Below are 24,434 nucleotides of genomic sequence, written 5' to 3' on the forward strand. Positions count from 1 at the left end.
TTACTTATAAACGTTCAAAAATTTTGTCTAATTTTTCTTTTAATGTTGCAGCCGTGAATGGCTTAACAATATAACCATTTACACCAGCTTGAGCGGCTTCAATGATTTGCTCACGTTTTGCTTCAGCAGTAATCATTAATACTGGTAAATGTTTTAATTCGTCATCGGCACGAATCGTTTTTAGCAAGTCGATCCCTTGCATACCTGGCATGTTCCAATCGGTTACAACAAAATCAAAACCACCTTTTTTAAGCAGTGGTAATGCTGTTAAGCCATCATCCGCTTCTTGGGTGTTGTTAAAACCTAGGTCACGTAATAAGTTTTTTACAATACGGCGCATTGTTGAGAAGTCGTCAACAATAAGGATCTTCATGTTTTTATTCAAAATCGCCTCCAGTGAGGGCAAAGTAACGGGATTTAATTATTCTACTGTCCAAGTTGATAACTTGGCCCGTAGTCGTTGCATTGATTGGCTGTGGATTTGGCTGACACGAGATTCGCTGACACCAATAACCGCACCAATTTCTTTAAGGTTTAACTCTTCATCATAATAAAGAGATAAAACCAGAGCTTCTCTTTCAGGAAGCGTTTTAATCGCTTCCACAAGAGCTACTCTAAAGTGTTCATCGGCAACACCTTGAAATGGAGTATTATCGTCAGCATTATCTTCTATTGTAATAACATCATCAGAAACACCTAAATCTTCCATGCCGACTAGTTTACCGCAATTTACATCATTAAGTATCTGATAATATTGATCTAACGGTAACTCTAAATATTCTGCTATCTCTTTATCGACCGGTTCACGAGAAAGTTTAGCTTCAAGAGCTTTAATTGCAGAATTAATCATACGACTGTTTTTATGAACAGAACGAGGAACCCAATCACCACGTCGGATTTCATCCAACATTGAACCCCGAATACGGATCCCTGCGTAAGTTTCAAAGCTTGCGCCTTTACTACCATCGTAATTCTGCTGAGCTTCTAACAGACCGATCATGCCAGACTGAATAAGATCATCAACTAGCACGCTCGCAGGTAACCTTGCCATTAAATGGTGAGCAATTCGTTTCACTAAATCAGAATAGCGCTCTAAAAACGCCTTTTGACTGTTAACGTTACCCTTATGATCGTAAGTTAGCCCATCAGACATAATCGTCCTCTACCTCACTTGCTTTTTCTCCTCGCAGTAGTTTTTCTACGAAGAATTCCAAGTGACCGCTTGGCGCTTTTGGTACTGGCCAAGTGACTACTTTATTCGCCAATGATTTCATCGCTAACGCTGCTGGAGAGCGAGGATAAGCATCAACAACTACTTTCTGTTTTCTAACAGATAAACGTACTTTTTCATCTAATGGAATACAAGCTACTAATTCCATATTTGCAGATAAAAAGCGGTCAGTTACTAATGTTAACTTAGCAAACAGCTCACGACCTTCACGGTAACTTCTCACCATGTTAGCCACAATTTTAAAGCGCTGAACGTTGTGCTCACGGCTTAATAGTTTAATTAAAGCGTACGCATCTGTTATTGACGTCGGTTCATCACAAACAACAACAAGTACATCTTGAGCGGCACGAGAAAAACTCGTTACCATGTCCGATATCCCTGCTGCAGTATCAATAAGAAGTACATCAATATCATCTTCTAAACTACTGAAAGCTCGAATTAATCCTACATGTTGTGCTGGGTTTAATTCTGCCATCGATTTAGAACCTGATGTCGCTGGAATTAATTTAACGCCATAGGGACCTTCAACAATAATGTCTGCAAGATCGCATTCACCATCCAGAACATGGCCTAAGTTCTTATGTGTTCGAACTCCCAGCATAATATCAATATTTGCTAAGCCAAGGTCACCATCTAATACCATCACTTTCTTTCCCTGCTGAGCAAGTGATAATGCTAAATTTAATGTTACGTTTGTTTTACCTACACCACCTTTACCACCCGTTACGGCAACCACTTTGGTCAGCGTAGGTTTGGTCAGTCGTCGTAATCCACTAGCCTGATCGTATATATTATTATCAATCATAAATTGTCTGCCTCTGGCATGTCGCTATTCCAGAAATGAGGGTCCTTTTCCGTCGTTTTTTCTAGTAATTCGTTTGCTTTTGCTACTAAATATTTTGGTTGAGCGAGTACAATGTCTTCAGGTACTCTCTGCCCATTTGCTATATAAGCTATTGGCAATCCATTCTCAATTGTTACGCTAATTAACTCACCTAAACTTAACGATTCATCGATCTTACTCAAAATACATCCAGATAATGGGATACGTTTGAAGTGGTCGATTGTTTCTTGTAATACTCTGCGCTGCGCTGTCGCTGGCATCACTAAATAGCTGCTAATTTGTGAACCACTATTTTCCATTAGTGTATCAAGCTGCTCTGTTAAACGAATATCACGTTGACCCATTCCCGCGGTGTCAACAAGAACAAGGCGGCGATTACGTAATTGGTATAATACCGAAGCCAGTTCATCTGCGCCTTTAGCAATACGTACTGGACATCCCATAATACGACCATAAATAGCAAGTTGCTCCTGAGCCCCAATTCGGAATGTATCAGTAGTTACTAATGCGACTTGATCTGGTCCATACTCCATTGCAGCTCTTGCCGCTAATTTAGCAATAGTTGTTGTTTTACCAACCCCCGTTGGCCCTAATAACGCAACAATACCGCCTCGCGATAAAGTATCAACTTTTGCTGTTGGTATTTGCTCTGCTAATAATTTAAGTAATGCAGGCCACGCATCTTTTGGTGCTGTATCTTCTGGAATATAACAAGCAAGTTGATCAGCAAGTTCTGCTGACAAACCCATCTTTTCTAATCGTTTAATCAACATAGCTCGCAACGGTTCACGTCGCTCAACTTCTTGCCACATTAAACCTGAAACTTGATGCTCTAATAAACGGCGAATAGACGACATTTCTGAACGCATGTGTTCTAAGTCTTCATTAGAGTCATGCGTTGAACGTCTTCCTTTCTCATAACGAGAAGGATCTAACCTTGGTTGTGCTGGCTGACTTTGCTGTCTCATTGGTTCATCTGAAATAAGGTGCGCTAAATTAGGATTACTTTGAATCGCACGAGTCATTTCAGATGTATCAAGCTTAGGAGCTTGAGCCTTCATTGATTGATAAGAGTTTGACGGCTGGCCTTGAAACTTAGATTGGCGCTTTAGTAATGCCGCTAAACTGTCTTCTTCTCTTTCTATTTTAACCAGTTCTGGTTCTTGATCAGCCGAGTCGCTATTAGAACCATATTGTTTGACCATGTTAGCAAAGCGTCGAGTCATTGACCCCTTTCCAACGCTTACTTTATCTTCTTCAATTCGACGAGATGCAGGCGTAGAAAGTGAGCCCTGCTGAGAATTAGGGTCAATAGCTGCAACGATCTCAATACCACCGGTTACTTTTTTATTTGACATAATGACTGCATCAACGCCTAATTCTTCTTTTACTTGAACTAGAGCTGAACGCATGTCTTTTGCAAAAAATCGTTTAATTTTCAATATCGTATTCCTGCGCTAAATTAAGTCGACGCGGTTAGTTACCAACAGCTTGAACTATTCTAATTTGCTTCTCATCTGGTATTTCTTGATAAGAAAGCACTCGTAAGTTAGGAATCGTATTCTTAACAAACTTGGCTAATGTCGAACGTAATACCCCAGAGGTCAATAAGACTGCCGCCTCTCCTTTTAACTCTTGCTCTTGAGTCGCTAAAGTTAAAGAAGTCTGTAAGCGTTCAGCTAGCCCTGGTTCAATACCTGTGGTCTCACCACCCGATGCCTGCATTGTTTGATGCAATATTTGTTCCAACTCAGGAATTAATGTAATAACAGGCATTTCTGCCTCTATACCATTGATTTCCTGGATAATTAATCGTTTTAGAGCAATTCGAACTGCTGCCGTCAAAATGTCAGGTTCTTGACTCTTAGGCGCATATTCCGACAAAGTTTGGACAATGGTTCTAATATCACGAACCGGAATTGCTTCATTTAATAAATTCTGAAGCACTTTAACTACCGCACCTAACGGTAGCTGATCTGGCACTAAACCTTCAACCAATTTAGGTGAGCTTTGTGAAAGCAACTCTAATAAGTTTTGAACTTCTTCATGACCTAATAACTGCGCCGCATTATTGGTTAATAATTGACTTAAATGTGTTGCTAACACTGTAGCAGCATCCACTACAGTATAGCCCAGAGCTTGAGCATGTTCTCTTTGCTCGCCATTAATCCAAACCGCTTCTAAACCAAAAGCTGGGTCGAATGTTGGTTCACCTTCAATTGACCCATAAACTTGCCCTGGATTAATCGCAAGTTCTTTATCAGGACGAATTTCAGCTTCACCGCCTGCCACACCCATTAAGGTAATTCGATATACGTTTGGTGGTAACTCTAAGTTATCTCGAATGTGCACAGCAGGAACAAGGAAACCAAAATCTTGTGATAGTTTCTTACGAACGCCTTTAACACGATCAAGCAGTTCACCGCCTTGTTCTTTGTCTACCATTGGAATTAAACGATAGCCCACTTCAAGTCCGATAACATCAACAGGTTGTACATCATCCCATGACAATTCTTTAGGTTGTTGTGACGATGACATCTCCATAGGAGGCGCCGCTTTCTTGTCTTCGTTCTCTTGACCTTTCTTCTTGGTCAAATAATACGCCCAGCCACTCGCAAGAAGCGCAAGTAGGATAAATGGGAAATGAGGCATTCCAGGGACAATACCCATCACAAACATGATTCCAGCAGTCACCATTAATGCTTTTGGGTTATCTACTAATTGAAATACAAGTTGCTCACCCATGTCTTCATCGGTATTTTGACGAGTAACCATGATCGCAGCACCGATAGATAATAATAGCGATGGGATCTGAGCAACCAGACCATCACCAATCGTCAGCAATGTATATATTTGAATCGCTTCACCAAAACCTAAATTAAATTGCGCCATACCGATAATAAGGCCGCCAATGATATTGATGAACAGAATAAGAATACCTGCAATGGCATCCCCTTTTACGAATTTAGACGCACCATCCATTGAGCCGTAGAAATCTGCTTCTTTGGTTACTTCAAAGCGACGAGTTCTTGCTTGTTCTTGGTCAATAAGCCCTGCATTCAAATCGGCATCAATCGCCATTTGTTTGCCCGGTAATGCATCCAAAGTAAAACGCGCACTTACTTCTGAAATACGACCAGCACCTTTGGTTACAACCATAAAGTTAATGATCATCAAGATAATAAATACGATTAAACCCACCGCATAGTTCCCCCCGATAACTACGTTACCAAACGCATCAATTACGTTACCCGCAGCCCCAGGCCCTTCATGACCATGCAGTAATACCACACGAGTTGAGGCAACGTTCAATGCTAAACGAAGCAAGGTAGAAACTAAAAGAATGGTAGGAAAAGCTGCAAAATCAAGCGGTCTACGAGTATAGATGGTGACTAATAGCACCACCATTGCCAAAGCGATATTGAAGGTAAACATTAAGTCGAGTAAAAATGCTGGTATTGGCAGTATCACCATCGCTAGAGTGGACAGTACTAATACTGGTGCACCTATAGGCGGTAGTTTTGTACCTTTTAAGGCAGACAGCTTATTTGGAAGGGGCATTTGAAATTTCATTACTTCTGCTTCTTATACTCGACGTTATTATTGAAAATTATCAATAATAAATAACTGATAACATGATTACTTCCCAAATAAAGCAAGTTTCGAGCCAGATTAATGTCACTTTTTTGGCTTTGCTACTCCACTTTTCTGACAGATATAACAATAATCACAAACTTTGAATTAACCATTTAATTCCTAAGGAAAAAGACCGAACAAGATTGAAAATCATGACGTCCTTTGTATAATTATAGGCTTCTTCTTTGATTTGGTGTTTGTATGACTGACGTATCACTTAGTACGGATCAAAACGTGCTTAATAAAATGGATATTGGTGCTAGAGTCATTATCGAAATTACTTCACCAAATGGCCAATCAGCTCAAGCAAGTTCAACATTAGTTGGATTTAAAAAAGGCCAATACATTTTCATCGATTATCCTATTTCACCTCCTTTAGAATTTAACAAAATCTATTTAGAGGGCGCGGAAGTTACCTTTCGCTCCATTACCAATACAACACATCGCGACGTCATCGCGTTTAGAACACAAGTCCACTCCGTTATTTACCGTCCAATGGAGATGATTTGTCTTCATGCGCCTAAAAGCATTTCAATGAGACAAATCCGAACTCATCAACGCCTTAAAACTCAATTTTCCTGTAATTTAGCAATTCGAAGTCATAATCTAACGGGCGTAATGACGGATTTTTCGGTTGGAGGGTGCGCGGTTTCACTCCCTGCGAAGTTGAATTCAAATAACCTACTTAATCAAAAAGTCAGTGTTTCCATTGAATTAGAAACGATTGCGCCAATCACGGTTACCGGTGAGATAAAAAATGTCGACGCAAAAGAAAAGCAATCAAAGCTTGGAGTGATGTTTGATTCCGGCAATATGAGTGAATCAGATCTTCAAACTCTTCATCACCAATGCATTCTTAAAGGTTGGAGTTAATAAAGAAATAGGAATGACCTTGTTATTCCTATTTCTTTAGCTCATCTGGAATGGTCAGGGTATCTTCATCAAGCTCTGGCTTGGTTCCACCCTTTTTCTTGTATTGTTTCATCTGAAATATATACGCTAAAATCTGCGCTACAGCGGCAAATAATCCATCTGGAATTTGCTGCTCTACTTCCGTTGAATGGTATAGCGCACGAGCTAACGGTGGTGCTGGTAAAATATCGATATTATGCTCACGCGCAATTTCTCGAATTTTCATTGCTACATGATCAATACCTTTGGCGACAACTATCGGCGCGGAGTCTTTACTTTGATCATAACGTAAAGCCACAGAATAGTGCTCTGGGTTAGTAACAATAACATCAGCTGAGGGTACATCCGCCATCATTCGTCGCTGAGTCATTTCTCGTTGAAGCATACGAATACGCCCTTTGACTTCAGGCTTACCCTCTGTTTCTTTATATTCATCTTTTATTTCTTGTTTCGTCATCTTCAATTGATTAGCATGTTGCCAAATTTGAAAAGGAATATCGATAGCAACCACAATCAATAAAGTACAACTTATCAATAAGATAAAATTCAATAAAATATCAAGAGAATGAAAGATATTAGATGGATAAGTATCTAAACTCAGTTGAAATAAATCCTCTTTACTTTTATCTATCAAATAATAAGCCGTTCCTCCAACCAGTGACACTTTTAATATCGACTTTAAAAGCTCCACCCAACTCTGCATACCAAACATACGTTTAATACCTGACATAGGGTTCATCTTCGATGGTTTCGGCATAGCCGCTTCTGCTGAAAAGCTGATCCCCCCAAGCCCTGCCGCACCAATTAATGCTGCAACAAATAAGGTAACCAATATCAATAATACTGGGAAAACTAATGCCCCCAATGCACCACCAACAATTTCTAATAATTTATTGGTGTCAAAAATCTCTTCGCGTGAAAGGGAAAATAAACGCTCCATAATAGAGAAAAGCGCTTTAGCAACATCTTCACCGAACCACATTAGCGCTACTGAACCACATACGAGTACCGATACTGACGCCAATTCTTTTGACCTTGCAACCTGCCCTTTATCTTTGGCTTGTTGCAAGCGTTTGGACGTGGCGTCTTCGGTACGTTCTTGGCCGTCACTTTCTGCCATGACTGACCTCCAATGATCTTAATTCAGCCATTAGCAATCCAACCTTATCATGCTGCATATTTGTTCTTCTGCTCGTCCCCAATGCAAATCATAATGAGTAAATAAACCAAGGATAATATAAGAAGTCAGTAATAACCCCACAAGTAATGCAAACGCAAAACCTAATGAGAATATGTTCAACTGAGGAGCAGCACGAGTCATTACACCAAACGATAAATTAACCGTTAATAAGGCAATAATTCCAGAAAGAGACATACTTAAGCCTGCTTTCATCATTATTCCAAGCCAACCTGCTAATGATTGAAAATCAACACTAGTTAACTTTCCTACGCCTACAGGTAACGTAGTAAAACTCATCACAACAAAGTTAATCATTTTTAAATGCCCGTCTGTTCCCAAGAAAAATAGGATAGACAGAAACATAAATAATTGACCAAGTAAGGGAGTATTTTGTCCATTCGCAGGATCGACCATGGAAGCGAAACCGAGACTCGATTGCATACCCAGAATTTGCCCAAGTAAGACAAAGGTTTGAGTAACAAAAACTGTCACCATTCCCATCGCTACACCAATAATGATTTGCTCAGCTGTGGTCATAAACCCCTGAAAAGAAACCAGTTGAATTTCAGGTGGCATCGCTGGGATTACAGGCATGACAGCCAAAGTAATGCTTAAGCCCAAATAGAGTCGAATTCTTGGTGACACAAATCGCGCCCCAAATACAGACATCACCATTAACATGGCAGAGATGCGAGTATAGGGCCAAAAATAGGTCGCTATAAAATCTAAAACTATTTGAGTTGGATATTCCATAACATCAGCTCAGCGTTATTCGTTAATACAAAACCGTCGGCATTCGCGCGATCAACTCGTAAAAATACTCCATTAGCATTCTGGTCATCCAATGCCCAAACAGCATTAATGCTAATAACGTGATGATTAAACGCGGTAAAAAACTCAACGTTTGCTCATTGATTGAGGTTGCCGCTTGGAAAACAGCAACCACTAAACCAATCAATAAACTTGGGATGATAATAGCACACACCATGATAAGCACCATGTACAGTGCACCGCGGAATAGCTCTATCGCCATTTCAGGGGTCATGTTGGCTCCTTAAGTTGTAAAGCTACCAGCGAGAGTTGAAAGAATTAAATTCCAACCATCAACCAATACAAACAACATCAATTTAAACGGTAACGATACGATCATAGGTGAAAGCATCATCATACCCATGGCCATCAAGACTGAAGCCACCACTAAGTCGATAATTAAGAACGGTAAGAAAAGCATAAAACCAATTTGGAATGCCGTTTTGAGCTCTGAAGTAATAAATGCAGGAATGATAACGGTAATAGGAACATCTTCAGGATTTTCCGCTTCAACGCCTGACATATTAACAAACGTTTCTAAATCTTTAACGCGAGTTTGTGCCAACATGAATTCTTTCATTGGTACTTGAGCAACATCAAATGCTTCACGAGCACTAATTTCTTCATTGATATAAGGCTGAATCGCGGTGTCATTCACTTTATCAAACACGGGTGCCATGATGAAAAAAGTCAAAAACATAGCGATACCTATAATCACTTGATTTGATGGTGTTTGCTGTAGACCCATAGCTTGTCGGAGGATCGACATAACCACAACAATACGAGTAAATGATGTCATCAAAATAACCATGGCTGGCAAGAAGCCTAGCATGGTCATTAAACCTAATATCTGAAGGTTAACCGAATAATCTTCTCCACCATTCGCATTGGTTGTCATGGTAAAAGCAGGAATACCACTACCAGAGGAGCTGCCTTTTGCGATGGTTTTCGCGGCGCCTGAATCTTTTTCCATCGCAGTCACTGTCATGCTTTCACCGCTGGCGGCAGTGGCAGGAATAGAGCTTGCTAGATCATCAGCCGCCCATACAGAAGATGCCATGAATAAGAGTGAAAAAACCGCCAAAGTGGCGGCAATTAATTTAGTTTTTAACATTTTTTTTCATCAGTTGGCTTAGTTGTGTTGAAAATGGCGTCAGTGTGCTTTCTGTCATCTCTAGCGGTTTTTCAAGTTTGCTCAGCATATTGATATTTTGAGAAGTTATCCCGATAAGGAATTGCTCTTCTCCAACTTGAACGACAGCAATACGCTCTTTAGTTCCAACAGGAAGTTGTTTTACAATGCTCATTGCACTGCCGGAACCCCCTGTAACTCCCGGAACTCTCATTCGTTTTAGCAACCATGCAAAAAATAAGATGAGTGCGATAACAAAAATGAGTGACCCCAAAGTTGCAGCTAAATCAACATTGGTACCGCTTGCAGCGAACAAAGGAAAGGGCACGAAGGCCAATAACCATAGCTGTCTCATATTCCTTTCCTTTTTGTTCAAGTACTTAGCTAAGTAGGTAAATTAACGTAGCTTTTTGATACGTTCAGTTTGGCTAATAACGTCTGTTAGACGAATACCAAATTTATCATTCACGACAACAACTTCACCGTGAGCAATCAGCGTACCATTAACCATAACATCCAGTGATTCACCAGCGATACGGTCGAGCTCAACAACTGAACCTTGGTTAAGTTGTAATAGGTTACGAATACTAATATGTGAGCGCCCTACTTCCATAGAAATAGTTACTGGAATATCTAGAATTGTATCAAGCTTGCGACGTTCATCTTCGTTAAACGCCGGCGCTTTTTCTTCTAAATCTTCTAAAGGTGCTGATACCGCTTCTGCACTTTCACTTAACGCTGCTGCCCATTCGTCAGCCATTTGTTGTTCATTTGAATCCATGATCCATTACCTTCTTTTATCTTATTCTTCGTCATCTAGATCAAACAATACGTCTTTGCCTAAGAAGGCTAAATCCGTTTTCACCATATCAGGGCGTTTGATTTTCTCAGTGATCTGTACCGCTAATTTATCGTTAGATTTCCCTACTTTACCGCGATAGGTTGGCAGTTCTTCTACAAATACAGTTGCAGCCTCTGGCATCTCAACAGGGATTATATCGCCCGCTTCTAAATCCATTAAGTCTCGTAATGAAATTTGGCTTTCTAATAGATTAACCTTCATTTCAACAGGCACATCCATGATTTCATCACGCAGCGCCTTGCTCCAACGAACATCAGTGTCCATCTTGTCACTTTGAACACCGGCATCAAGCAATTCACGAATTGGTTCAACCATTGAATATGGAAACACTACGTGGAAATCACCACCACCGCCATCCACTTCAATATGAAATGAACTGACTACGATAACCTCTGTTGGGCTCACAATGTTTGCCATGGTTGGGTTAACTTCTGAATCTAAATATTCAAATTCAACCCCCATCACTGGAGACCAAGCTTCTTTATAATCTTCAAAAACGACTTTTAGTAGTAATTGAATAATGCGTCGCTCTGTTGGTGTAAATTCACGACCTTCAATCTTGGCATGGAATCGACCATCACCACCAAAGAAGTTTTCTACTAGAATGAAAACTAAACGCGCTTCCATAGTCACTAGTGCCGTTCCTTTTAACGGACGGAAACGCACCATATTTAAACTGGTTGGTACATAAAGTGTATTTTGGTATTCACCAAATTTCACCATTGATACACCGTTGATTGACACTTCTGCCGTCTTTCTTAGCATATTAAACAAGCTAATACGCATATGACGAGCAAAACGCTCATTAATCAATTCCAGTGTTGGCATTCGACCACGAACGATGCGGTCCTGCGATGAGAAATCAAAGTTCTTCATTGAACCTACGTTTTCATCACCACCAGGCACTTCATCTTCGATGTCATCTACACCGTGGAGTAGAGCATCAATTTCATCTTGAGATAATAGATCTGTCACATTGAACCTATTGCATTACAAAGTCAGTAAATAATACTTTTTCAATTACAGGTTTAGCTGTAATTTTGGTAAAGGCATCTTGAATATCACGCGTTGCCTGCTCTCGAAGATCAATACGACCACGAGGCTCTCTTAATTGCTCAACTGAAGCTGCGGCAAAAGTAGATAATAAGGCACTTTCAATTAAAGGAGTATGTTGTATTGCAACCGCTTCATTATCTGTACCTCGCATTACAACTTGAACTTTCAATTGTACTAGACGATCTCGTTTATCACCTGTCACATTGAAAATAAATGGTTGAGGTAGGTTTAAATATAACGCCGGCATTTTTGCTTCTAGTGCAGCAATATCTTGCTCTGTTGGTTCTGCTTTTGGTTCACTCGACATAAAGAACCAAGCCCCTGCACCACCAATAAGTAATAATACAATCAATGCGATGAGAATGATCAGTTTCTTTTTATTTTTAAATGAGGCACCTTGATCAGCCATTGTTTTTCCTTTTGGATAAATCGTAAATTATTATTCTAAATTAGGCGTAAAAACTAATGCCGTCATTTGGTTTTGATACTTGAACACTGACTTCATGCTCTTCAGAAGACATTTCACTAAAACCAGAACCTTGACGAGAAGACTCTTCTTTTTGATAGCCATATTGTGAAGAATCGCCAGAGCTTTGTTGCTGTACTGATGTATCGGCCAATTGAATGCCTTGTTGAGCAAACATTTCACGTAAACGCGGTAAACTTTGCTCTATAGCATCACGAGCATGTTGATTCGATACTGTAAACTGAACTCCAGCACTATCAGCCCCCATATTCAAACGAATATGCATGCGTCCCATTTCTGGTGGATCCAATCGAATATCAACATGCTTTAAGTTTTTTGCCATCATCATATTGATGCGCTCTGCAACTTCATCACTGGCCATTTCTTGACGGATATTTAAAGGCACATTCATCGGATCTGTTCGTTGCGCTTGAGCTGCTGCCGCTTGTTGTGTTGCTGTCGTCCCTGATGCCGTTGCTAATTGCTGAGCAAAAGAGTCTGTTGTTTTTGATTCGGTTAAATTAACTGCGTCACCGTTAACGACCTGTGTCATTCCTAACGCTGATATATCCAGTTTAGCTTTTTGTGCATCGGCTAATTTACCAGACTCAGCTTCTGCTTTTCCGATAAGAGCCGTTGAAGTTAACAGCTCCTTAGTTGATTCTTTGTTGCCAGAAGCTTCGCCTTTGGTTTGAGCTTCGCCACTCACAGCTTTAGATTGCTTACCCCATTGAATTTCTTGGGTAGGGTCTGACTCATCACCAACGGTTTTACTGCTTTCTTTACCAGCAGCGGCACCAACCGTTGCTTGAGTAAGTATAGCTTCTTTTCCGTCTTCCTGATCTAACTCTTCCCCACTAGATCCTGACGTTTTATCTGCATCTTCTTTGCTTTTCTTACTATCCACAAGCGTACCATTCGCTTGATCAAGACGAGATAATAACTCAGAGCCTTCACCAACTTTGTCTTCTACGCTGTCTTCTTTTTTTTCTAACTCGTCGGCTTTTTCTTTTTTCTCAGCCTGTCTTGCTTTCTCAGCGGCTGATTTTTCTTCAACCGCTGCTTTTTTGGCGTCTTCTTTTTCACTTAATCCCATCAATTCTTTTAGCTCTTCAACAAAGCCTTCAGATTCTGTTTGTTCTACGGCAGCCGTTTTCGTATCAGGCTTTATAGGCACATTTTTATTGATACTGTTTAATGATAAGTCATGACTGCTCATAGTATGTTCTCTACATTGAGTGTGGATTTTTTGACAAGAGCGATAGAGGCTCAACGTTTGATATTTTAAAGCAAATATTAAGCCAATTTTAATAATAGAAAGGAAATCAAAAACAAATACTCAGAACCGTTAAGATTGAGAACGGCGAGAAAACTGTAACGTTGAAAATTCATCCATCATGTTTTGTTCTTGTTTATCTAACATTTTCTGACGTTCTGTTTTTTTCTTATCGATCATCCATTCATAAGAACGACGCTGTTTACGAGTTTCTTGCCAATAGGTTTGGCAATTATCCACTTGGGAAGTGAAATGAGATTCCGCACTCTTTTGTTTGGTTAAGGTTTCATCAAGTTGAACTAAAAACTTATTTAAGTGGCCATATTGACTCGCAGTAAGTCCTTGCTGGCCACGCTGCAATAATTGATTACAGTAATCAAGACGATATTTTTCTATCTGCTTTACCTGCTCGTAGAAATCATCAAGCTCGGCTTTGGCTGTATTTAATGCCATTACTGCTTGATTCTCTCTTTCTTGAGATTGTTCTAATAAGAAATCAAACGTAGTACTCATGATCTTTCTCTTTTTTCATTATTGCCATTTAGCCACTCAGCAACATTTTTAGCATACTTTTACACATGTCAAATGGAACACTTTCTTTCATTCGCTGTTGTAAATACTCATCTAAACGCGGCTTCAACGTAAAGGCTTGATCTATCGCAGGATCTGTTCCTGGCTTATATGCACCAATCGAAACCAAATCTTGGTTTTTACGACAGATAGACAGTACTTGTCTCACCGCTTTCGACATGAGCATATGCTCTTCGTCAGTAATCTGTGGCATAACACGACTGACTGACTTCTCGACATCAATCGCTGGATAGTGACCGGCATCTGCCATTTCTCTTGAAAGTACAATGTGCCCATCAAGAATAGCTCGAGATGCATCCGCAATGGGATCTTGTAAATCATCACCTTCAGTTAACACGGTAAAGAATGCCGTAATGGAGCCTTGGCCATCATTGCCATTACCAGCTCGCTCTACCAATGCAGGAAGCTTAGCAAATACTGATGGCGGATAGCCTTTGGTTGCTGGTGGTTCACCAACAGACAGTGCAATTTCACGCTGAGCTTGTGCAAAACGCGTCAATGAATCCATCAATAATAGAACATCTAAACCTTGATCGCGAAAGTATTCAGCAATAGTCAATGCGGTCTGGCAGCCTTTTAATCGCATTAGTGCTGATGAATCGGCAGGCGCTGCAACAACCACTGATCGTTGTCGCCCTTCTGGACCTAAAATCTCTTCGATGAACTCTTTTACTTCTCGTCCACGCTCACCAATCAGACCAACAACAACCACTTGCGCTGTTGTACCACGAGTCATCATGCCAAGAGTTACCGACTTACCCACACCCGATCCGGCAAATAGACCCAAACGCTGTCCTTTACCAACCGTAAGTAAACCGTTAATTGCTTTCAAACCAACATCAAGCGGTTCTGAAATTGGTTTTCTTGCTAATGGGTTGATAGGCTCTGAAGTAAATGATGCCGTCTCTTCAGTATATAACTCACCAAGATCATCAATAGGATTACCAACACCATCCACGACTCGTCCAAGCAGCTCCATACCAACAGAGATACCACTGCCGCCCACTATTGGGGTGACTTTTGCACCTGGCAACACACCTGATACTTGTTCATTTGGCATTAAAAATAGATTTTCACCAGAAAAACCAACGACTTCTGCTTCAATTTCACCGTTAATAGTTTCGACTAAGCAAGAACTTCCGATAGGTGCTCGACAACCGGTCGCTTCTAACGTTAAGCCAACAACACGCACTAACTTACCAGATGCAATCGCACGAGTAGTTAGCCCCGTTGTTTGATATTGAGAAAGGCGTTCAGATAATGGCAACATTACTGATTTCCTTGGTGACGGTTAACTCCACAAAATTTAGCTAATACGCTTTTGATGCGCTCTTCTAATAAGTAGCTAACTTTAGAATCGGAAGCTTGGATATTAATGTCACCGACATTCATTGACGGTTCTGAAATAAGAGTCCATTGCTTTTGAGCTAATGTTTCTTCACCATAAGCATCAATAACGCGTTGTTGATCTTCTGGATTCAGCGAAATAGTGATTTCTCGTTCAGTGACAGGTAGAGTTTCGACAGCCTCACGAACCGTATCAAGAAGCACTTGAGGATTGGTTTTTACCTCAACATGAATTACTTCTTTTGTCAGAGCAAGTACCATATCTACTAACTGTTTTTCTACTTGAGAATCGACTAATTCTAGTGGTGCTGAAAATTTATCCGTCATTTCAATTAATTGTTTAATTAGCTCTTGAATCTCAGCTTGTCCTGCTGCGATACCTTCGTCATAACCAACTTGGTAACCCTCTGGCTTACCCGCTTCGAACCCTTCTACTTGGCCCTTTTCTAAGCCTTCTTTGTAGCCGAATTCTTGGCCTTCTAGTAAACCTTCGTTATAAGCTCCTTGTTTGATTTGCTCAATGATTTCATCAGTAAGTACAAACTCTTCAGGCTCTTCTTCTTTAGGTAATGAAGGTGCCCAACTGGGATCGTAATTTAATGCGGTTTCACGGGCTGGTTTATCAGGATCAGAATAATCTGGAGATTCCCAAATATTAGTTCGTTGCAGTTCACTCTCATCGGTAATGCGAATAAAGCCACGTTTTTTGCTGATACTCATGATGATAATCCGTAAAATTAGAAGTTTAAAAAGCACAACGGCTATTTCAATAATACCAATCATGTTGATATCAAACCGAAATAGCCGTTTTATTATAACTTAACGCACTGAAAACGTATTATACGAATTCATCCGCACCACCAGAAAGCATTAGGTCACCAGAATCTGCCATTCGACGTGCCACTGCCAGAATTTCTTTCTGTGCAGCTTCAACATCAGCAACTCGTACTGGTCCCATCGCTTCAAGGTCATCACGCATAAGCTCTGCTGCACGTTTTGACATACACTTAAACATCTTCTCTTTAAGTGCATCATCTGCGCCTTTAAGTGCTTTTTGTAGCACTTCTTGCGGAACATCACGCAATAGCATTTGAATGCCTTGATCTTGAACATCAATAAGATTTTCAAAGACAAACATAAGATCTTGAATCTGCGTTGCTGTCTCTTCATCTTGGTCACGAATTTGATCCATCAACATACCTTCAATACTGTTATCTAGGTAGTTCATGATTTCTGCCGCTGCTTTCAGGCCGCCAATTTTGGCTGCTTGAGCACCAGATTGACCCGCAAACTGTTTCTCCATGATTTCGTTCAGTTCAGCCAGAGCTGAAGGCTGAACTTCTTCAAGGTGAGCAATTCGCATCATTAGATCAAGACGTACACGTTCAGGGAATTGAGATAAAATCTCTGCCGATTGATCTGGGTCTAGGTAAGACAATACGATAGTTTGGATCTGTGGATGCTCATTCATTATGATGCTTGCCACCTGACGAGGGTCCATCCATTTCAATGAATCCAAGCCTTTAGAACCACTACCAAGTAAAATCTGGTCAACAAGGTTATTTGCCTTATCTTCACCAAGAGCGGCAACCAATGCATTACGCATAAAGTCTTCGCTACCCATACCGATACTAGTGTACTTCTGAATATCTTCTAAGAAAGCACGGTGAATAGCTGACACTTTAACCTGATTTAAATCAGATACCGTTGCCATTGCTGCACCCACTTTCTGAACTTGCTTTGGCTCTAAGTGGCGGATAATGCTCGCGGCATCATCCTCACTCAAACTAAGTAGCAAAATGGCTGCACGCTCTGAGCCTGCGAGTGATGAAAGATCAAACTCTTGGTTATCTTCATCTTTTTTTTCTGCTTCTACAATCTCATTAGCCATTTTCAGATACCCAGTTTTTAACGACTTGCGCCGCAAGCTCTGGTTCGTTCGCTACAAGAGCACGAACCGCTTTCAATAAGTCTTCATCTTTATGTAGGTTTGGAAGGTCGATACCAGAGCCGAATTCAAATCCATCACCATCCAAATCACTACCAATTAAGCCCATTTCACCATCAGCATGACCTTCGCCATTTGCCATCGCATCATCTTCTGCTTGGTTAGGGAATAACAATTTATTCATTGCTGGGCGAACAAGGATAAGAAGCACGGCAATAATAACCAGAGCACCAGCTAACCATTTAATCCAATCATTAAAGTTTGGATTTTCCCAAATAGGCACATCAATGACGATTGGCTGTTCTTCAATAGCAAACTTAACACTTAATACGTTCAATAAATCACCACGTTGCTCATTAAGACCAACACTACCAATGATGATTTGACGAATTTTATCAATTTGTTCAGCTGACATTGGAGTATATGTCACTTCCCCTGTATCAGGATTAACACTTTTAAGCTCTTTTATCGCAACAGATACAGTTTGACGAGCAACGGTGCCACTTTGCTTACGCTCATGGCTAATCATAGTATCTAACTCAAAGTTTCGTGTTGCTTCCTTGTGTACAGAACCTTGACCCAATACTGAACCGTCTTTTAACTCAGCAATGTCTTGAGGGATAGCAGAATCAACCGGAGGCTGATTACTTAACGCCCCAGGAACCCCTGCAATAACATTACCGTTATTATAATCCTCTAATGTATATTCACTTCGAGTCGATGGCGTTTGTGGGTCAAACTTCTTGCGAGTTTGTTCAACAGCACTAAAGTCCATAGACACATCAACTTGAGCGGTATAGTTACCTAAACCTAATACTGGAATTAAAATTGCGTCAATTTTATCTCGCAGAGTTTGCTCTTGCTTACGTTCTAATTCTTGCTCTTTACGATGAGCCATTGCCATTGGATCTTGCGAGCCTGAACTCAATAAACGCCCATGCTGATCTGTTACGGTAACGCGTGTTGGTTTCATTCCCGGAACCGCACTTGAAACCATATCAACAATAGAATCAACTTCTTCTTGCTTTAGGCTAGCACCCATACGCATTGTCAAAAATACGGTTGCTGACGCTTCTTGGTTATGACGAACAAACACACTTTGTTTTGGCATAGCAAGCAGTACTTGTGCTTTACGAATTGGACGCATTTGCTCAAATGTACTGGCTAATTGACGTTCACGGCTTAATTTTAGACGCTCTTGTTCTAAACGCTGTGAAACACCAAAGCCCATGTCTTGCAATAGAATCTCATCACCTTCATCAACTGATTTATTTAAACCAGCACGAGAAAGATCTAATTTCATTTTACTGAATTCAGAGGCAGGAACTAAGATAGTATTACCATCTAGTTTATATTCGGCTTTCTGCGCATCAAGGAGATCAAGAACTTGGATTAATTCATCCGTTTCATACATACCAAGCGGTCGCATTTCAGGTTCTTGCACCCAAAAGAAGAGCATTACAATTAAGGCTACACAAATAGAAACAGATAACACTAAGATAACTTGACGCAATAGATCAAGATTACCCAGCGCTGAATCTAATTTTGAAGAACTTTGCTCATCTACATCAGGATTTTGTACATCAACGGAGCCATCCAGTGTCATTGCACCGCCTGATGACATTCCATCAGATACCGTTAAGTCTGTATTTTTATTTTCTTCTGACACGCTTTACTTCCTAGAAACTATACAGGCATATTCATTAGTGCTTTATAAGCATCAACTAGCTTATTACGCACTTGAATTGTCGCATCAAATGCTACGCTTGATTTATTACGTGCAATCATTACATCAGATAATGAAACCCCTTCATCACCACGATCAAAACGCACAGCCAAATCACTTGATGCTTGTTGTAAGCCATTCACGTTATTTACTGCTTTTGCAAACATAGCACTGAAGTCCGCACCGACCTCTTTACCTGTTGCTGGACGCGTTGTATTTGACGCGTCAAGCATCATTGCTTGCATTTCGTCCTGTAAACCACCAATCTTCATTTCTATTCTCCGACCCAGTCAACTAATTGACTTAATTTTACGACCCGAAGTATATAAAGCAATTTACATACCAAAATATCAATAACTATAACTAACTGTTTTAGCTTGGGATATCGATTCCAGCATCACGCATCTTAGCAAGTTTGTACCTCAGTGTTCTTGGGCTAATCCCTAGTTTTTCGGCTACATCTTTGCGCTTTCCATCACACGCTTTTATCGTTTCTAGAATAATAATGTACTCTTGCTCACGCAATTCACCACCTAAGCCTGTCGATGTACTCATAGCATCAACATTTGTGCTTTCTAGTTCAATAGTTGATGGCTCATTTATTGACGGTATCTGCTGCTCAGGTCTAATTGTTGGAGCTTCGCCACTTACAACTTGCTGTAAACTGCTAGCATCAGCCCAATCAACACCTTCAAGTAATACATCATCAGAAGTGATCTGATTACCTTCAGCCAAAATCAATGCTCGTTGAACAACATTGTCTAACTCACGCACATTACCAGGCCAAGGGTAAGACTCTAATTTAGCCATCGCATCAACGGTTAATGTTGGTACAGGTAAGCCTTGTTTTTGACAGTGACGCTCTATCAAATGTTTCGCTAAAGGGTTAATGTCTCCTTTACGCTCTTTTAATGGCGGCCATGCAATTGGGAATACGTTTAAACGGTAATATAAATCTTCTCTAAAATTACCTTCTTCCACGTATTTTTTTAAATCACGGTTACTTGTCGCTAAAATACGAACATCAAGCTTAATACTCTTACGACCACCTAGACGCTCAACCTCTCTTTCTTGTAGAACACGAAGTAATTTCGCTTGTAGGTTAAGGTCCATTTCACTGATCTCATCCAGTAAAATAGTGCCGCCCTGCGCTTGTTCAAATTTACCCGGACACGCTTGAACTGCGCCTGTAAATGCGCCTTTTTCATAACCAAATAGGGTTGCTTCTAACATGTTGTCAGGAATTGCGGCACAGTTAATTGCAACAAAAGGCCCTTCACTGCGTTGTGAATTGTTATGAATATAACGAGACATCACTTCTTTTCCTGAACCACTAGGGCCAAGCACCATCACGTTTGCGTCAGTTCGAGCAACTTTATCTGCCAATTTAAGTAATTTAAGACTTTTCTCATCAGCAACAATGGCGTCGCCCGTTTGCTCATTTTTTACTGGAGCATAGCGACTTACCATGTTTAAAAGCACTTCTGGTGCAAAAGGTTTCGCCATGTAATCTATTGCGCCTTCTTTCATTGCTGAAACCGCATCTTCAATATTGGCATACGCTGTCATTAGAAGAACGGGCAAATTTGGCCAATTCAGCTTAATACTACGTAATAATGCCAAGCCGCCCATACCTGCCATTTGCACATCTGAAACAACAATATCTACAGGCTCTTTTTTCAAAATCAATAGAGCAGCTTCCGCACTATCTGCTTCAATCCATTCATAACCAGCTAATTCTAAGGTGTCGATCAACGCTTCACGTAGGCCTTCATCATCTTCTACGATCAGTACTTTACTTTGCGCCATGGTTATTCTCCAGATTCTGTTTGGGTTGCTGTTAGCGGGATCGACATGGTGAAGCACGCACCATCATCCGGTTCTGAATACAATTCAAGTTGTCCTTTATGTGCTCGACACACCATTTGAACTACCGCTAAACCAAGACCTGTGCCTTGAGAGCGTGTAGTGAAAAATGGTTCCATAATTTTATCTTGTAGTTCTAATGGAATACCGGGACCGTTGTCTTGTACCGATATTTTTAAAAATCCGTTCACCGGTCTAAAGAAGACGTCGATTTGACACTCTTTACCAATCACTTGAATGGCATTCATGATCAAATTACTGATCGCACTCGCAATGGCGTTTGCATTACCCATGAGTAATGTATCTTCCTCTTCAACCTCTAAAGCATAATCAACTTGGTTTGACTGCAATGCGGTTTCAACCATGGGTTGGTATTCAGCAACTAAATCAGCAATCGTAAAGGAGTTAACAACTTTGTTATCACCACCTTTTGCAAAAAGCAGCATATCATTCACTTGCTTTTCAAGATCATGAAGACGGTCAACTAATTTAGTTTGAAAACGTTTATGTGTCGCGGCAGGTAAATTAGGAGAACCCAGATTAGATGCGTATAGCATTGCACTTGATAGTGGTGTTCTTACTTGGTGTGCAAGGGAAGCCACCATTTTTCCTAATGATGACAAGCGTTGTAAATCACTGACTCTAGATTGCAGTAGACGAGTTTCTGTCAGATCCGTAATAAGAATAAGCTGGCCCGTTTCTGATGCAGAAATAGCTAAGCGTACCTTACGCCCATTACGTAACGAAATTTCATGGCCATCATCTTCTCTTGGGTCAAATGATCGTTGAATTACTTCAAACCAACGTTCACCTAATAATGGAGGACCAAGAAGTCTGATCGCTTCTGGGTTAACTTCACACACGACGCCTTGAGTATTCAATAATATTACGCCTGCTGGCATTACATCTAATACTTGCTTATAACGTGTATTTTGTTCTTCTACTGTACCAAGAGGTGAGTTGGTCTCACTCTCTAAATTACCCTGCATAATTTTATTCCCGCCAAAACAACAAAAGGGCTAATGCATTTTACATGCCAGCCCTTTTATTAATTATTATCAACAACTTACAACAAAGTGCAAGTTTGACGAGTCAATTATTTGTCAGTAGACCTTATTAACGAATATCATCTTTATTCAGATTATATTTACGCATTTTCTCTACTAATGTCGTTCTTCGCATGCCCAGCATATCAGCCGCTCTTGCAACAACGCCATTTTGCGCCTCAAGTGCTTGGCATATCATATTAACTTCAACATCAGCCAGCATCTCTTTTAGATTTAAACCATCTTCTGGTAAATCATTTGATGCAGGACCAAAGCTTGGTGTTGCCGCTTGCGGGACGCCACCGTCACTGAAGTTTGCAAACATATCAGCAAGTGCTGCTTGTTCTTGCTCTTCAATGGTTTGTTGGTTGTAATTCTCAGGTTGAAACTCTGGAATATCACTATAACGATATTTTGTCGGTAAATGATTTACATCAACAGATTCACCAGGGAATAAGATCATCAATCGCTCAATTAAATTCGCTAATTCACGAACGTTACCAGGCCAATGATGCTCCATTAAGGAATTAACTGCACGAGGAGTTAAACGAACACGAATACTCCCTTCAGCTTCCATTCTTGCAAGTAATTCTTGCAATAACAGAGGAATATCTTGTTTACGCTCACGTAGTGCTGGCATTTCAATTGGGAAGACATTTAAGCGATAATATAAATCTTCACGAAATGTGCCTTTCTCAATCATATAATCAAGGTTTCGATGCGTTGCGGCAACAATACGAACATCCGCTTTAATACTTTGATTTCCGCCAACACGCTCAAAACAACGCTCTTGTAATACACGCAATAGCTTTACTTGCATTGGCATTGGCATATCACCAATTTCATCTAAGAAAAGAGTGCCGCCTTGAGCCAGTTCAAAACGACCTTTACGAGCGGTAATTGCTCCTGTAAATGCCCCTTTTTCGTGACCAAAAAGCTCGCTCTCTAAAAGATCAGGTGGAATAGCACCACAATTTACAGGTACGAATGGTCCCTTACGACGTGGAGAGTGGTAATGTAAGTTTCGTGCAACCACTTCCTTACCTGTGCCTGATTCCCCCAAAACAAGAACACTTGCTTCGGTACCAGAGACTTGTTCAATTAAATGACGAACAGCGCTAATTGCTGAGCTTTGCCCAACCATACTACGGAATAGCGTATTTTTTCGACCTAGGTGTGGAATCCCCAAACCACGACGTCCCATAAATTCTTGGCAATGACGAAGGGCGTCCGTTAATTGAGGATAATTAACAGGTTGGTTTAATTCACCAACATAATTGGTAAGATCATCAAGATCGTACATAGCGCCAGTCATAATTACGACAGGGATATGGTTATGATCGATTAATGATTTTTTGATCAGCTCTTTCTGCGATTCATTAGTTGCTTGGCCTAAAAAACAAGCACTCCAAGGAGCACTCCACTCAAAAGTAGACAGTTCTGAAGTTGAAATAGCATGACAATGCTCACCGATAAACTCAAGAATAACCTTGAGATTATGTCGGTTCTGCTCATCATCTTCAATAATTAGAGTCTTTGCTAAACCTTTCATAGAAGTGTTATGCGCCTTAATTCTTTGATTTAATTGGTCTATATCTTGGACAACACCGAAGTTATTTAACCATATTATAGCATAAGAAAAATAAGGCAACTATGACTGTCAACTAATAGACAGTCATACCGTAAATGAGAGGTTAATATAAAAATCAGAAAATAAATTTGATTTATAAAATATATTTTATTATATGCCAACTTTATCAGCGGTAAGGTTATGAAACTCTGCAGGAATCTGGTCCCAAGCGGATTTAATTTCACGCAACATATCAACGACATCATCAATCGGCTGAGATTCATTATTTTGGTTTGCTTGTGAAATTTGACGGATCATAAAGTCATACAAAGAATCAAGATTGTTTGCGATATCACCACCATCATCCATTGAAAGACATGAACGCAAGCTGATCACGATATCCAATGCTTTACCAAGACGTTCGCCTTTTACAGCTGTATTGCCTTGCTGCATTGCTGCTTTTCCTTGGATTAAGCGCTCGATAGCGCCAGCCATTAGCATTTGAATGACCTTATGAGGTGATGCAGCACTTAATTGGCTATCAATTGATACCTTCTTATATGCTTGTAGTGAACCTCTCATCGTATTTCCTCAGTTTTATTGAAATTTTCTATATAACTGAACCGATTTTTTTGCATGGTTCAGTTTTTGATAATCTAAAGCAAATTGTTGTCCTAAACCATTCATCTCATTGATAATTAGTTGAGTTCTTTCAATTGCAGCTTGCCATTCAGTAGAATGCACTATTTCTGACACTTTCATGCATTGATGCAAGAGTTGTTCCCGATCTGATAAAAAAACCGCCACTTGCTCAAAATTAATATCATCACATCGATATGAGATCTGTAGCTCTCGATCTAATTTTGCTAATTGTTGTAATAACACCATCAAAGATACCTATTATTAAAGACAGCTATTTATCGGTTTATTTTTTC

Annotated in this window: 26 protein-coding genes; 1 reads left to right on the top strand and 25 read right to left on the bottom strand. The window is 40.3% G+C overall.

All coding sequences use genetic code 11. The features are described from left to right. Window positions 1–4 precede the first annotated feature (4 nt). The 5 genes from cheY to flhA are packed head-to-tail and all read right to left on the bottom strand — an operon-like array spanning window position 5 to window position 5,648. Entirely contained in the window at window positions 5–373 is a 369-nt protein-coding gene (gene cheY / locus BTO22_RS09135) for a chemotaxis response regulator CheY (RefSeq protein ID WP_011262352.1), read from the bottom strand. 48 nt (window positions 374–421) lie between these two features. Then, on the bottom strand, window positions 422–1,153 hold the full coding sequence (locus BTO22_RS09140; RefSeq protein ID WP_105055207.1) for an RNA polymerase sigma factor FliA: 732 nt from the start codon (window positions 1,151–1,153) through the stop codon (window positions 422–424). Beyond that, window positions 1,146–2,036, bottom strand: a complete 891-nt coding sequence (locus tag BTO22_RS09145) for a MinD/ParA family protein (RefSeq protein ID WP_105055208.1) — start codon at window positions 2,034–2,036, stop codon at window positions 1,146–1,148. The genes BTO22_RS09140 and BTO22_RS09145 overlap by 8 nt, the downstream gene beginning before the upstream one ends. Further along, a complete protein-coding gene (gene flhF, locus BTO22_RS09150) occupies window positions 2,033–3,517 on the bottom strand; it encodes a flagellar biosynthesis protein FlhF (RefSeq protein ID WP_105055209.1) in 1,485 nt (494 codons plus the stop codon). Before flhF ends, BTO22_RS09145 begins: the two co-directional genes overlap by 4 nt. Window positions 3,518–3,551: 34 nt before the next feature. Continuing rightward, a complete protein-coding gene (flhA, locus tag BTO22_RS09155; RefSeq protein ID WP_105055210.1) occupies window positions 3,552–5,648 on the bottom strand; it encodes a flagellar biosynthesis protein FlhA in 2,097 nt (698 codons plus the stop codon). A gap of 264 nt (window positions 5,649–5,912) precedes the next feature. Here flhA and BTO22_RS09160 point away from each other — a divergent pair, with 264 nt between their 5' ends. Then, entirely contained in the window at window positions 5,913–6,584 is a 672-nt protein-coding gene (locus BTO22_RS09160; RefSeq protein ID WP_105055211.1) for a flagellar brake protein, read from the top strand. Between the two features lie 28 nt (window positions 6,585–6,612). Here the strand turns inward: BTO22_RS09160 and flhB are convergent, their stop codons facing one another. From flhB to BTO22_RS09260, 20 genes are all read right to left on the bottom strand, one after another. Continuing rightward, window positions 6,613–7,743 carry a flagellar biosynthesis protein FlhB gene (gene flhB / locus BTO22_RS09165; protein WP_105055212.1) on the bottom strand — a complete coding sequence of 377 codons (1,131 nt, stop codon included), beginning with the start codon at window positions 7,741–7,743 and terminating at the stop codon, window positions 6,613–6,615. Between the two features lie 30 nt (window positions 7,744–7,773). Beyond that, window positions 7,774–8,556: a flagellar biosynthetic protein FliR gene (fliR, locus tag BTO22_RS09170; RefSeq protein ID WP_105055213.1), complete on the bottom strand. Its 783-nt coding sequence runs from the start codon at window positions 8,554–8,556 to the stop codon at window positions 7,774–7,776. Between the two features lie 22 nt (window positions 8,557–8,578). Next, window positions 8,579–8,848, bottom strand: coding sequence for a flagellar biosynthesis protein FliQ (gene fliQ, locus BTO22_RS09175; protein WP_105055214.1), 270 nt, complete (start codon window positions 8,846–8,848; stop codon window positions 8,579–8,581). A gap of 9 nt (window positions 8,849–8,857) precedes the next feature. Continuing rightward, window positions 8,858–9,673, bottom strand: coding sequence for a flagellar type III secretion system pore protein FliP (gene fliP / locus BTO22_RS09180; RefSeq protein WP_374954015.1), 816 nt, complete (start codon window positions 9,671–9,673; stop codon window positions 8,858–8,860). A gap of 40 nt (window positions 9,674–9,713) precedes the next feature. Beyond that, window positions 9,714–10,100, bottom strand: coding sequence for a flagellar biosynthetic protein FliO (gene fliO / locus BTO22_RS09185; RefSeq protein WP_105055216.1), 387 nt, complete (start codon window positions 10,098–10,100; stop codon window positions 9,714–9,716). A gap of 42 nt (window positions 10,101–10,142) precedes the next feature. Then, window positions 10,143–10,526, bottom strand: coding sequence for a flagellar motor switch protein FliN (gene fliN, locus BTO22_RS09190; RefSeq protein ID WP_060991557.1), 384 nt, complete (start codon window positions 10,524–10,526; stop codon window positions 10,143–10,145). 21 nt (window positions 10,527–10,547) lie between these two features. Then, window positions 10,548–11,582 (bottom strand): flagellar motor switch protein FliM, encoded by a 1,035-nt coding sequence (fliM, locus tag BTO22_RS09195; RefSeq protein ID WP_105055217.1) that lies wholly within the window; start codon window positions 11,580–11,582, stop codon window positions 10,548–10,550. 7 nt (window positions 11,583–11,589) lie between these two features. After that, complete coding sequence (fliL, locus tag BTO22_RS09200; protein ID WP_105055218.1) at window positions 11,590–12,072, bottom strand: flagellar basal body-associated protein FliL; 483 nt, start codon at window positions 12,070–12,072, stop codon at window positions 11,590–11,592. Window positions 12,073–12,112: 40 nt separating this feature from the next. Beyond that, the gene (locus BTO22_RS09205) at window positions 12,113–13,348 is read right to left on the bottom strand and encodes a flagellar hook-length control protein FliK (protein ID WP_105055219.1); all 1,236 of its coding nucleotides are present in this window, start codon (window positions 13,346–13,348) and stop codon (window positions 12,113–12,115) included. Between the two features lie 129 nt (window positions 13,349–13,477). Beyond that, window positions 13,478–13,918, bottom strand: coding sequence for a flagellar export protein FliJ (fliJ, locus tag BTO22_RS09210; RefSeq protein ID WP_105055220.1), 441 nt, complete (start codon window positions 13,916–13,918; stop codon window positions 13,478–13,480). Window positions 13,919–13,946: 28 nt separating this feature from the next. Beyond that, window positions 13,947–15,266: a flagellar protein export ATPase FliI gene (fliI, locus tag BTO22_RS09215; protein ID WP_105055221.1), complete on the bottom strand. Its 1,320-nt coding sequence runs from the start codon at window positions 15,264–15,266 to the stop codon at window positions 13,947–13,949. Further along, window positions 15,266–16,063 (bottom strand): flagellar assembly protein FliH, encoded by a 798-nt coding sequence (gene fliH / locus BTO22_RS09220; protein ID WP_105055586.1) that lies wholly within the window; start codon window positions 16,061–16,063, stop codon window positions 15,266–15,268. Before fliH ends, fliI begins: the two co-directional genes overlap by 1 nt. A gap of 118 nt (window positions 16,064–16,181) precedes the next feature. Then, complete coding sequence (fliG, locus tag BTO22_RS09225) at window positions 16,182–17,234, bottom strand: flagellar motor switch protein FliG (RefSeq protein ID WP_060991564.1); 1,053 nt, start codon at window positions 17,232–17,234, stop codon at window positions 16,182–16,184. After that, window positions 17,227–18,960, bottom strand: a complete 1,734-nt coding sequence (fliF, locus tag BTO22_RS09230) for a flagellar basal-body MS-ring/collar protein FliF (RefSeq protein ID WP_105055222.1) — start codon at window positions 18,958–18,960, stop codon at window positions 17,227–17,229. The genes fliG and fliF overlap by 8 nt, the downstream gene beginning before the upstream one ends. A gap of 17 nt (window positions 18,961–18,977) precedes the next feature. Then, the gene (gene fliE, locus BTO22_RS09235; protein ID WP_060991566.1) at window positions 18,978–19,289 is read right to left on the bottom strand and encodes a flagellar hook-basal body complex protein FliE; all 312 of its coding nucleotides are present in this window, start codon (window positions 19,287–19,289) and stop codon (window positions 18,978–18,980) included. 100 nt (window positions 19,290–19,389) lie between these two features. Next, entirely contained in the window at window positions 19,390–20,826 is a 1,437-nt protein-coding gene (locus tag BTO22_RS09240; RefSeq protein ID WP_105055223.1) for a sigma-54-dependent transcriptional regulator, read from the bottom strand. Window positions 20,827–20,828: 2 nt separating this feature from the next. Next, a complete protein-coding gene (locus BTO22_RS09245) occupies window positions 20,829–21,872 on the bottom strand; it encodes a sensor histidine kinase (RefSeq protein WP_105055224.1) in 1,044 nt (347 codons plus the stop codon). A 127-nt stretch (window positions 21,873–21,999) separates the two neighbouring features. Next, entirely contained in the window at window positions 22,000–23,481 is a 1,482-nt protein-coding gene (locus tag BTO22_RS09250) for a sigma-54 dependent transcriptional regulator (protein WP_105055225.1), read from the bottom strand. A 189-nt stretch (window positions 23,482–23,670) separates the two neighbouring features. Beyond that, complete coding sequence (fliS, locus tag BTO22_RS09255) at window positions 23,671–24,081, bottom strand: flagellar export chaperone FliS (RefSeq protein WP_060991570.1); 411 nt, start codon at window positions 24,079–24,081, stop codon at window positions 23,671–23,673. A gap of 15 nt (window positions 24,082–24,096) precedes the next feature. Further along, the gene (locus tag BTO22_RS09260) at window positions 24,097–24,387 is read right to left on the bottom strand and encodes a hypothetical protein (protein WP_105055226.1); all 291 of its coding nucleotides are present in this window, start codon (window positions 24,385–24,387) and stop codon (window positions 24,097–24,099) included. Between the last annotated feature and the right edge of the window lie 47 nt (window positions 24,388–24,434).

This window comes from Aliivibrio sifiae (genome assembly GCF_002954705.1).
Taxonomy (GTDB): Bacteria; Pseudomonadota; Gammaproteobacteria; order Enterobacterales; family Vibrionaceae; genus Aliivibrio; species Aliivibrio sifiae_A.

What these genes read in the sequence shown, in the direction of transcription:
- BTO22_RS09205 (WP_105055219.1), bottom strand. Translation starts at nt 13,348, where the DNA reads ATGAGCAGTCATGACTTATCATTAAACAGTATCAATAAAAATGTGCCT.
- fliP (WP_374954015.1), bottom strand. Translation starts at nt 9,673, where the DNA reads ATGGCATCTTCTGTATGGGCGGCTGATGATCTAGCAAGCTCTATTCCT.
- fliS (WP_060991570.1), bottom strand. Translation starts at nt 24,081, where the DNA reads ATGAGAGGTTCACTACAAGCATATAAGAAGGTATCAATTGATAGCCAA.
- fliR (WP_105055213.1), bottom strand. Translation starts at nt 8,556, where the DNA reads ATGGAATATCCAACTCAAATAGTTTTAGATTTTATAGCGACCTATTTT.
- fliI (WP_105055221.1), bottom strand. Translation starts at nt 15,266, where the DNA reads ATGTTGCCATTATCTGAACGCCTTTCTCAATATCAAACAACGGGGCTA.
- fliQ (WP_105055214.1), bottom strand. Translation starts at nt 8,848, where the DNA reads ATGACCCCTGAAATGGCGATAGAGCTATTCCGCGGTGCACTGTACATG.
- fliN (WP_060991557.1), bottom strand. Translation starts at nt 10,526, where the DNA reads ATGGATTCAAATGAACAACAAATGGCTGACGAATGGGCAGCAGCGTTA.
- flhB (WP_105055212.1), bottom strand. Translation starts at nt 7,743, where the DNA reads ATGGCAGAAAGTGACGGCCAAGAACGTACCGAAGACGCCACGTCCAAA.
- BTO22_RS09260 (WP_105055226.1), bottom strand. Translation starts at nt 24,387, where the DNA reads ATGGTGTTATTACAACAATTAGCAAAATTAGATCGAGAGCTACAGATC.
- fliO (WP_105055216.1), bottom strand. Translation starts at nt 10,100, where the DNA reads ATGAGACAGCTATGGTTATTGGCCTTCGTGCCCTTTCCTTTGTTCGCT.
- flhA (WP_105055210.1), bottom strand. Translation starts at nt 5,648, where the DNA reads ATGAAATTTCAAATGCCCCTTCCAAATAAGCTGTCTGCCTTAAAAGGT.
- BTO22_RS09250 (WP_105055225.1), bottom strand. Translation starts at nt 23,481, where the DNA reads ATGAAAGGTTTAGCAAAGACTCTAATTATTGAAGATGATGAGCAGAAC.
- fliH (WP_105055586.1), bottom strand. Translation starts at nt 16,063, where the DNA reads ATGAGTATCAGCAAAAAACGTGGCTTTATTCGCATTACCGATGAGAGT.
- fliL (WP_105055218.1), bottom strand. Translation starts at nt 12,072, where the DNA reads ATGGCTGATCAAGGTGCCTCATTTAAAAATAAAAAGAAACTGATCATT.
- BTO22_RS09140 (WP_105055207.1), bottom strand. Translation starts at nt 1,153, where the DNA reads ATGTCTGATGGGCTAACTTACGATCATAAGGGTAACGTTAACAGTCAA.
- cheY (WP_011262352.1), bottom strand. Translation starts at nt 373, where the DNA reads ATGAAGATCCTTATTGTTGACGACTTCTCAACAATGCGCCGTATTGTA.
- fliE (WP_060991566.1), bottom strand. Translation starts at nt 19,289, where the DNA reads ATGAAGATTGGTGGTTTACAGGACGAAATGCAAGCAATGATGCTTGAC.
- fliJ (WP_105055220.1), bottom strand. Translation starts at nt 13,918, where the DNA reads ATGAGTACTACGTTTGATTTCTTATTAGAACAATCTCAAGAAAGAGAG.
- BTO22_RS09240 (WP_105055223.1), bottom strand. Translation starts at nt 20,826, where the DNA reads ATGGCGCAAAGTAAAGTACTGATCGTAGAAGATGATGAAGGCCTACGT.
- BTO22_RS09160 (WP_105055211.1), top strand. Translation starts at nt 5,913, where the DNA reads ATGACTGACGTATCACTTAGTACGGATCAAAACGTGCTTAATAAAATG.
- fliG (WP_060991564.1), bottom strand. Translation starts at nt 17,234, where the DNA reads ATGGCTAATGAGATTGTAGAAGCAGAAAAAAAAGATGAAGATAACCAA.
- BTO22_RS09145 (WP_105055208.1), bottom strand. Translation starts at nt 2,036, where the DNA reads ATGATTGATAATAATATATACGATCAGGCTAGTGGATTACGACGACTG.
- BTO22_RS09245 (WP_105055224.1), bottom strand. Translation starts at nt 21,872, where the DNA reads ATGCAGGGTAATTTAGAGAGTGAGACCAACTCACCTCTTGGTACAGTA.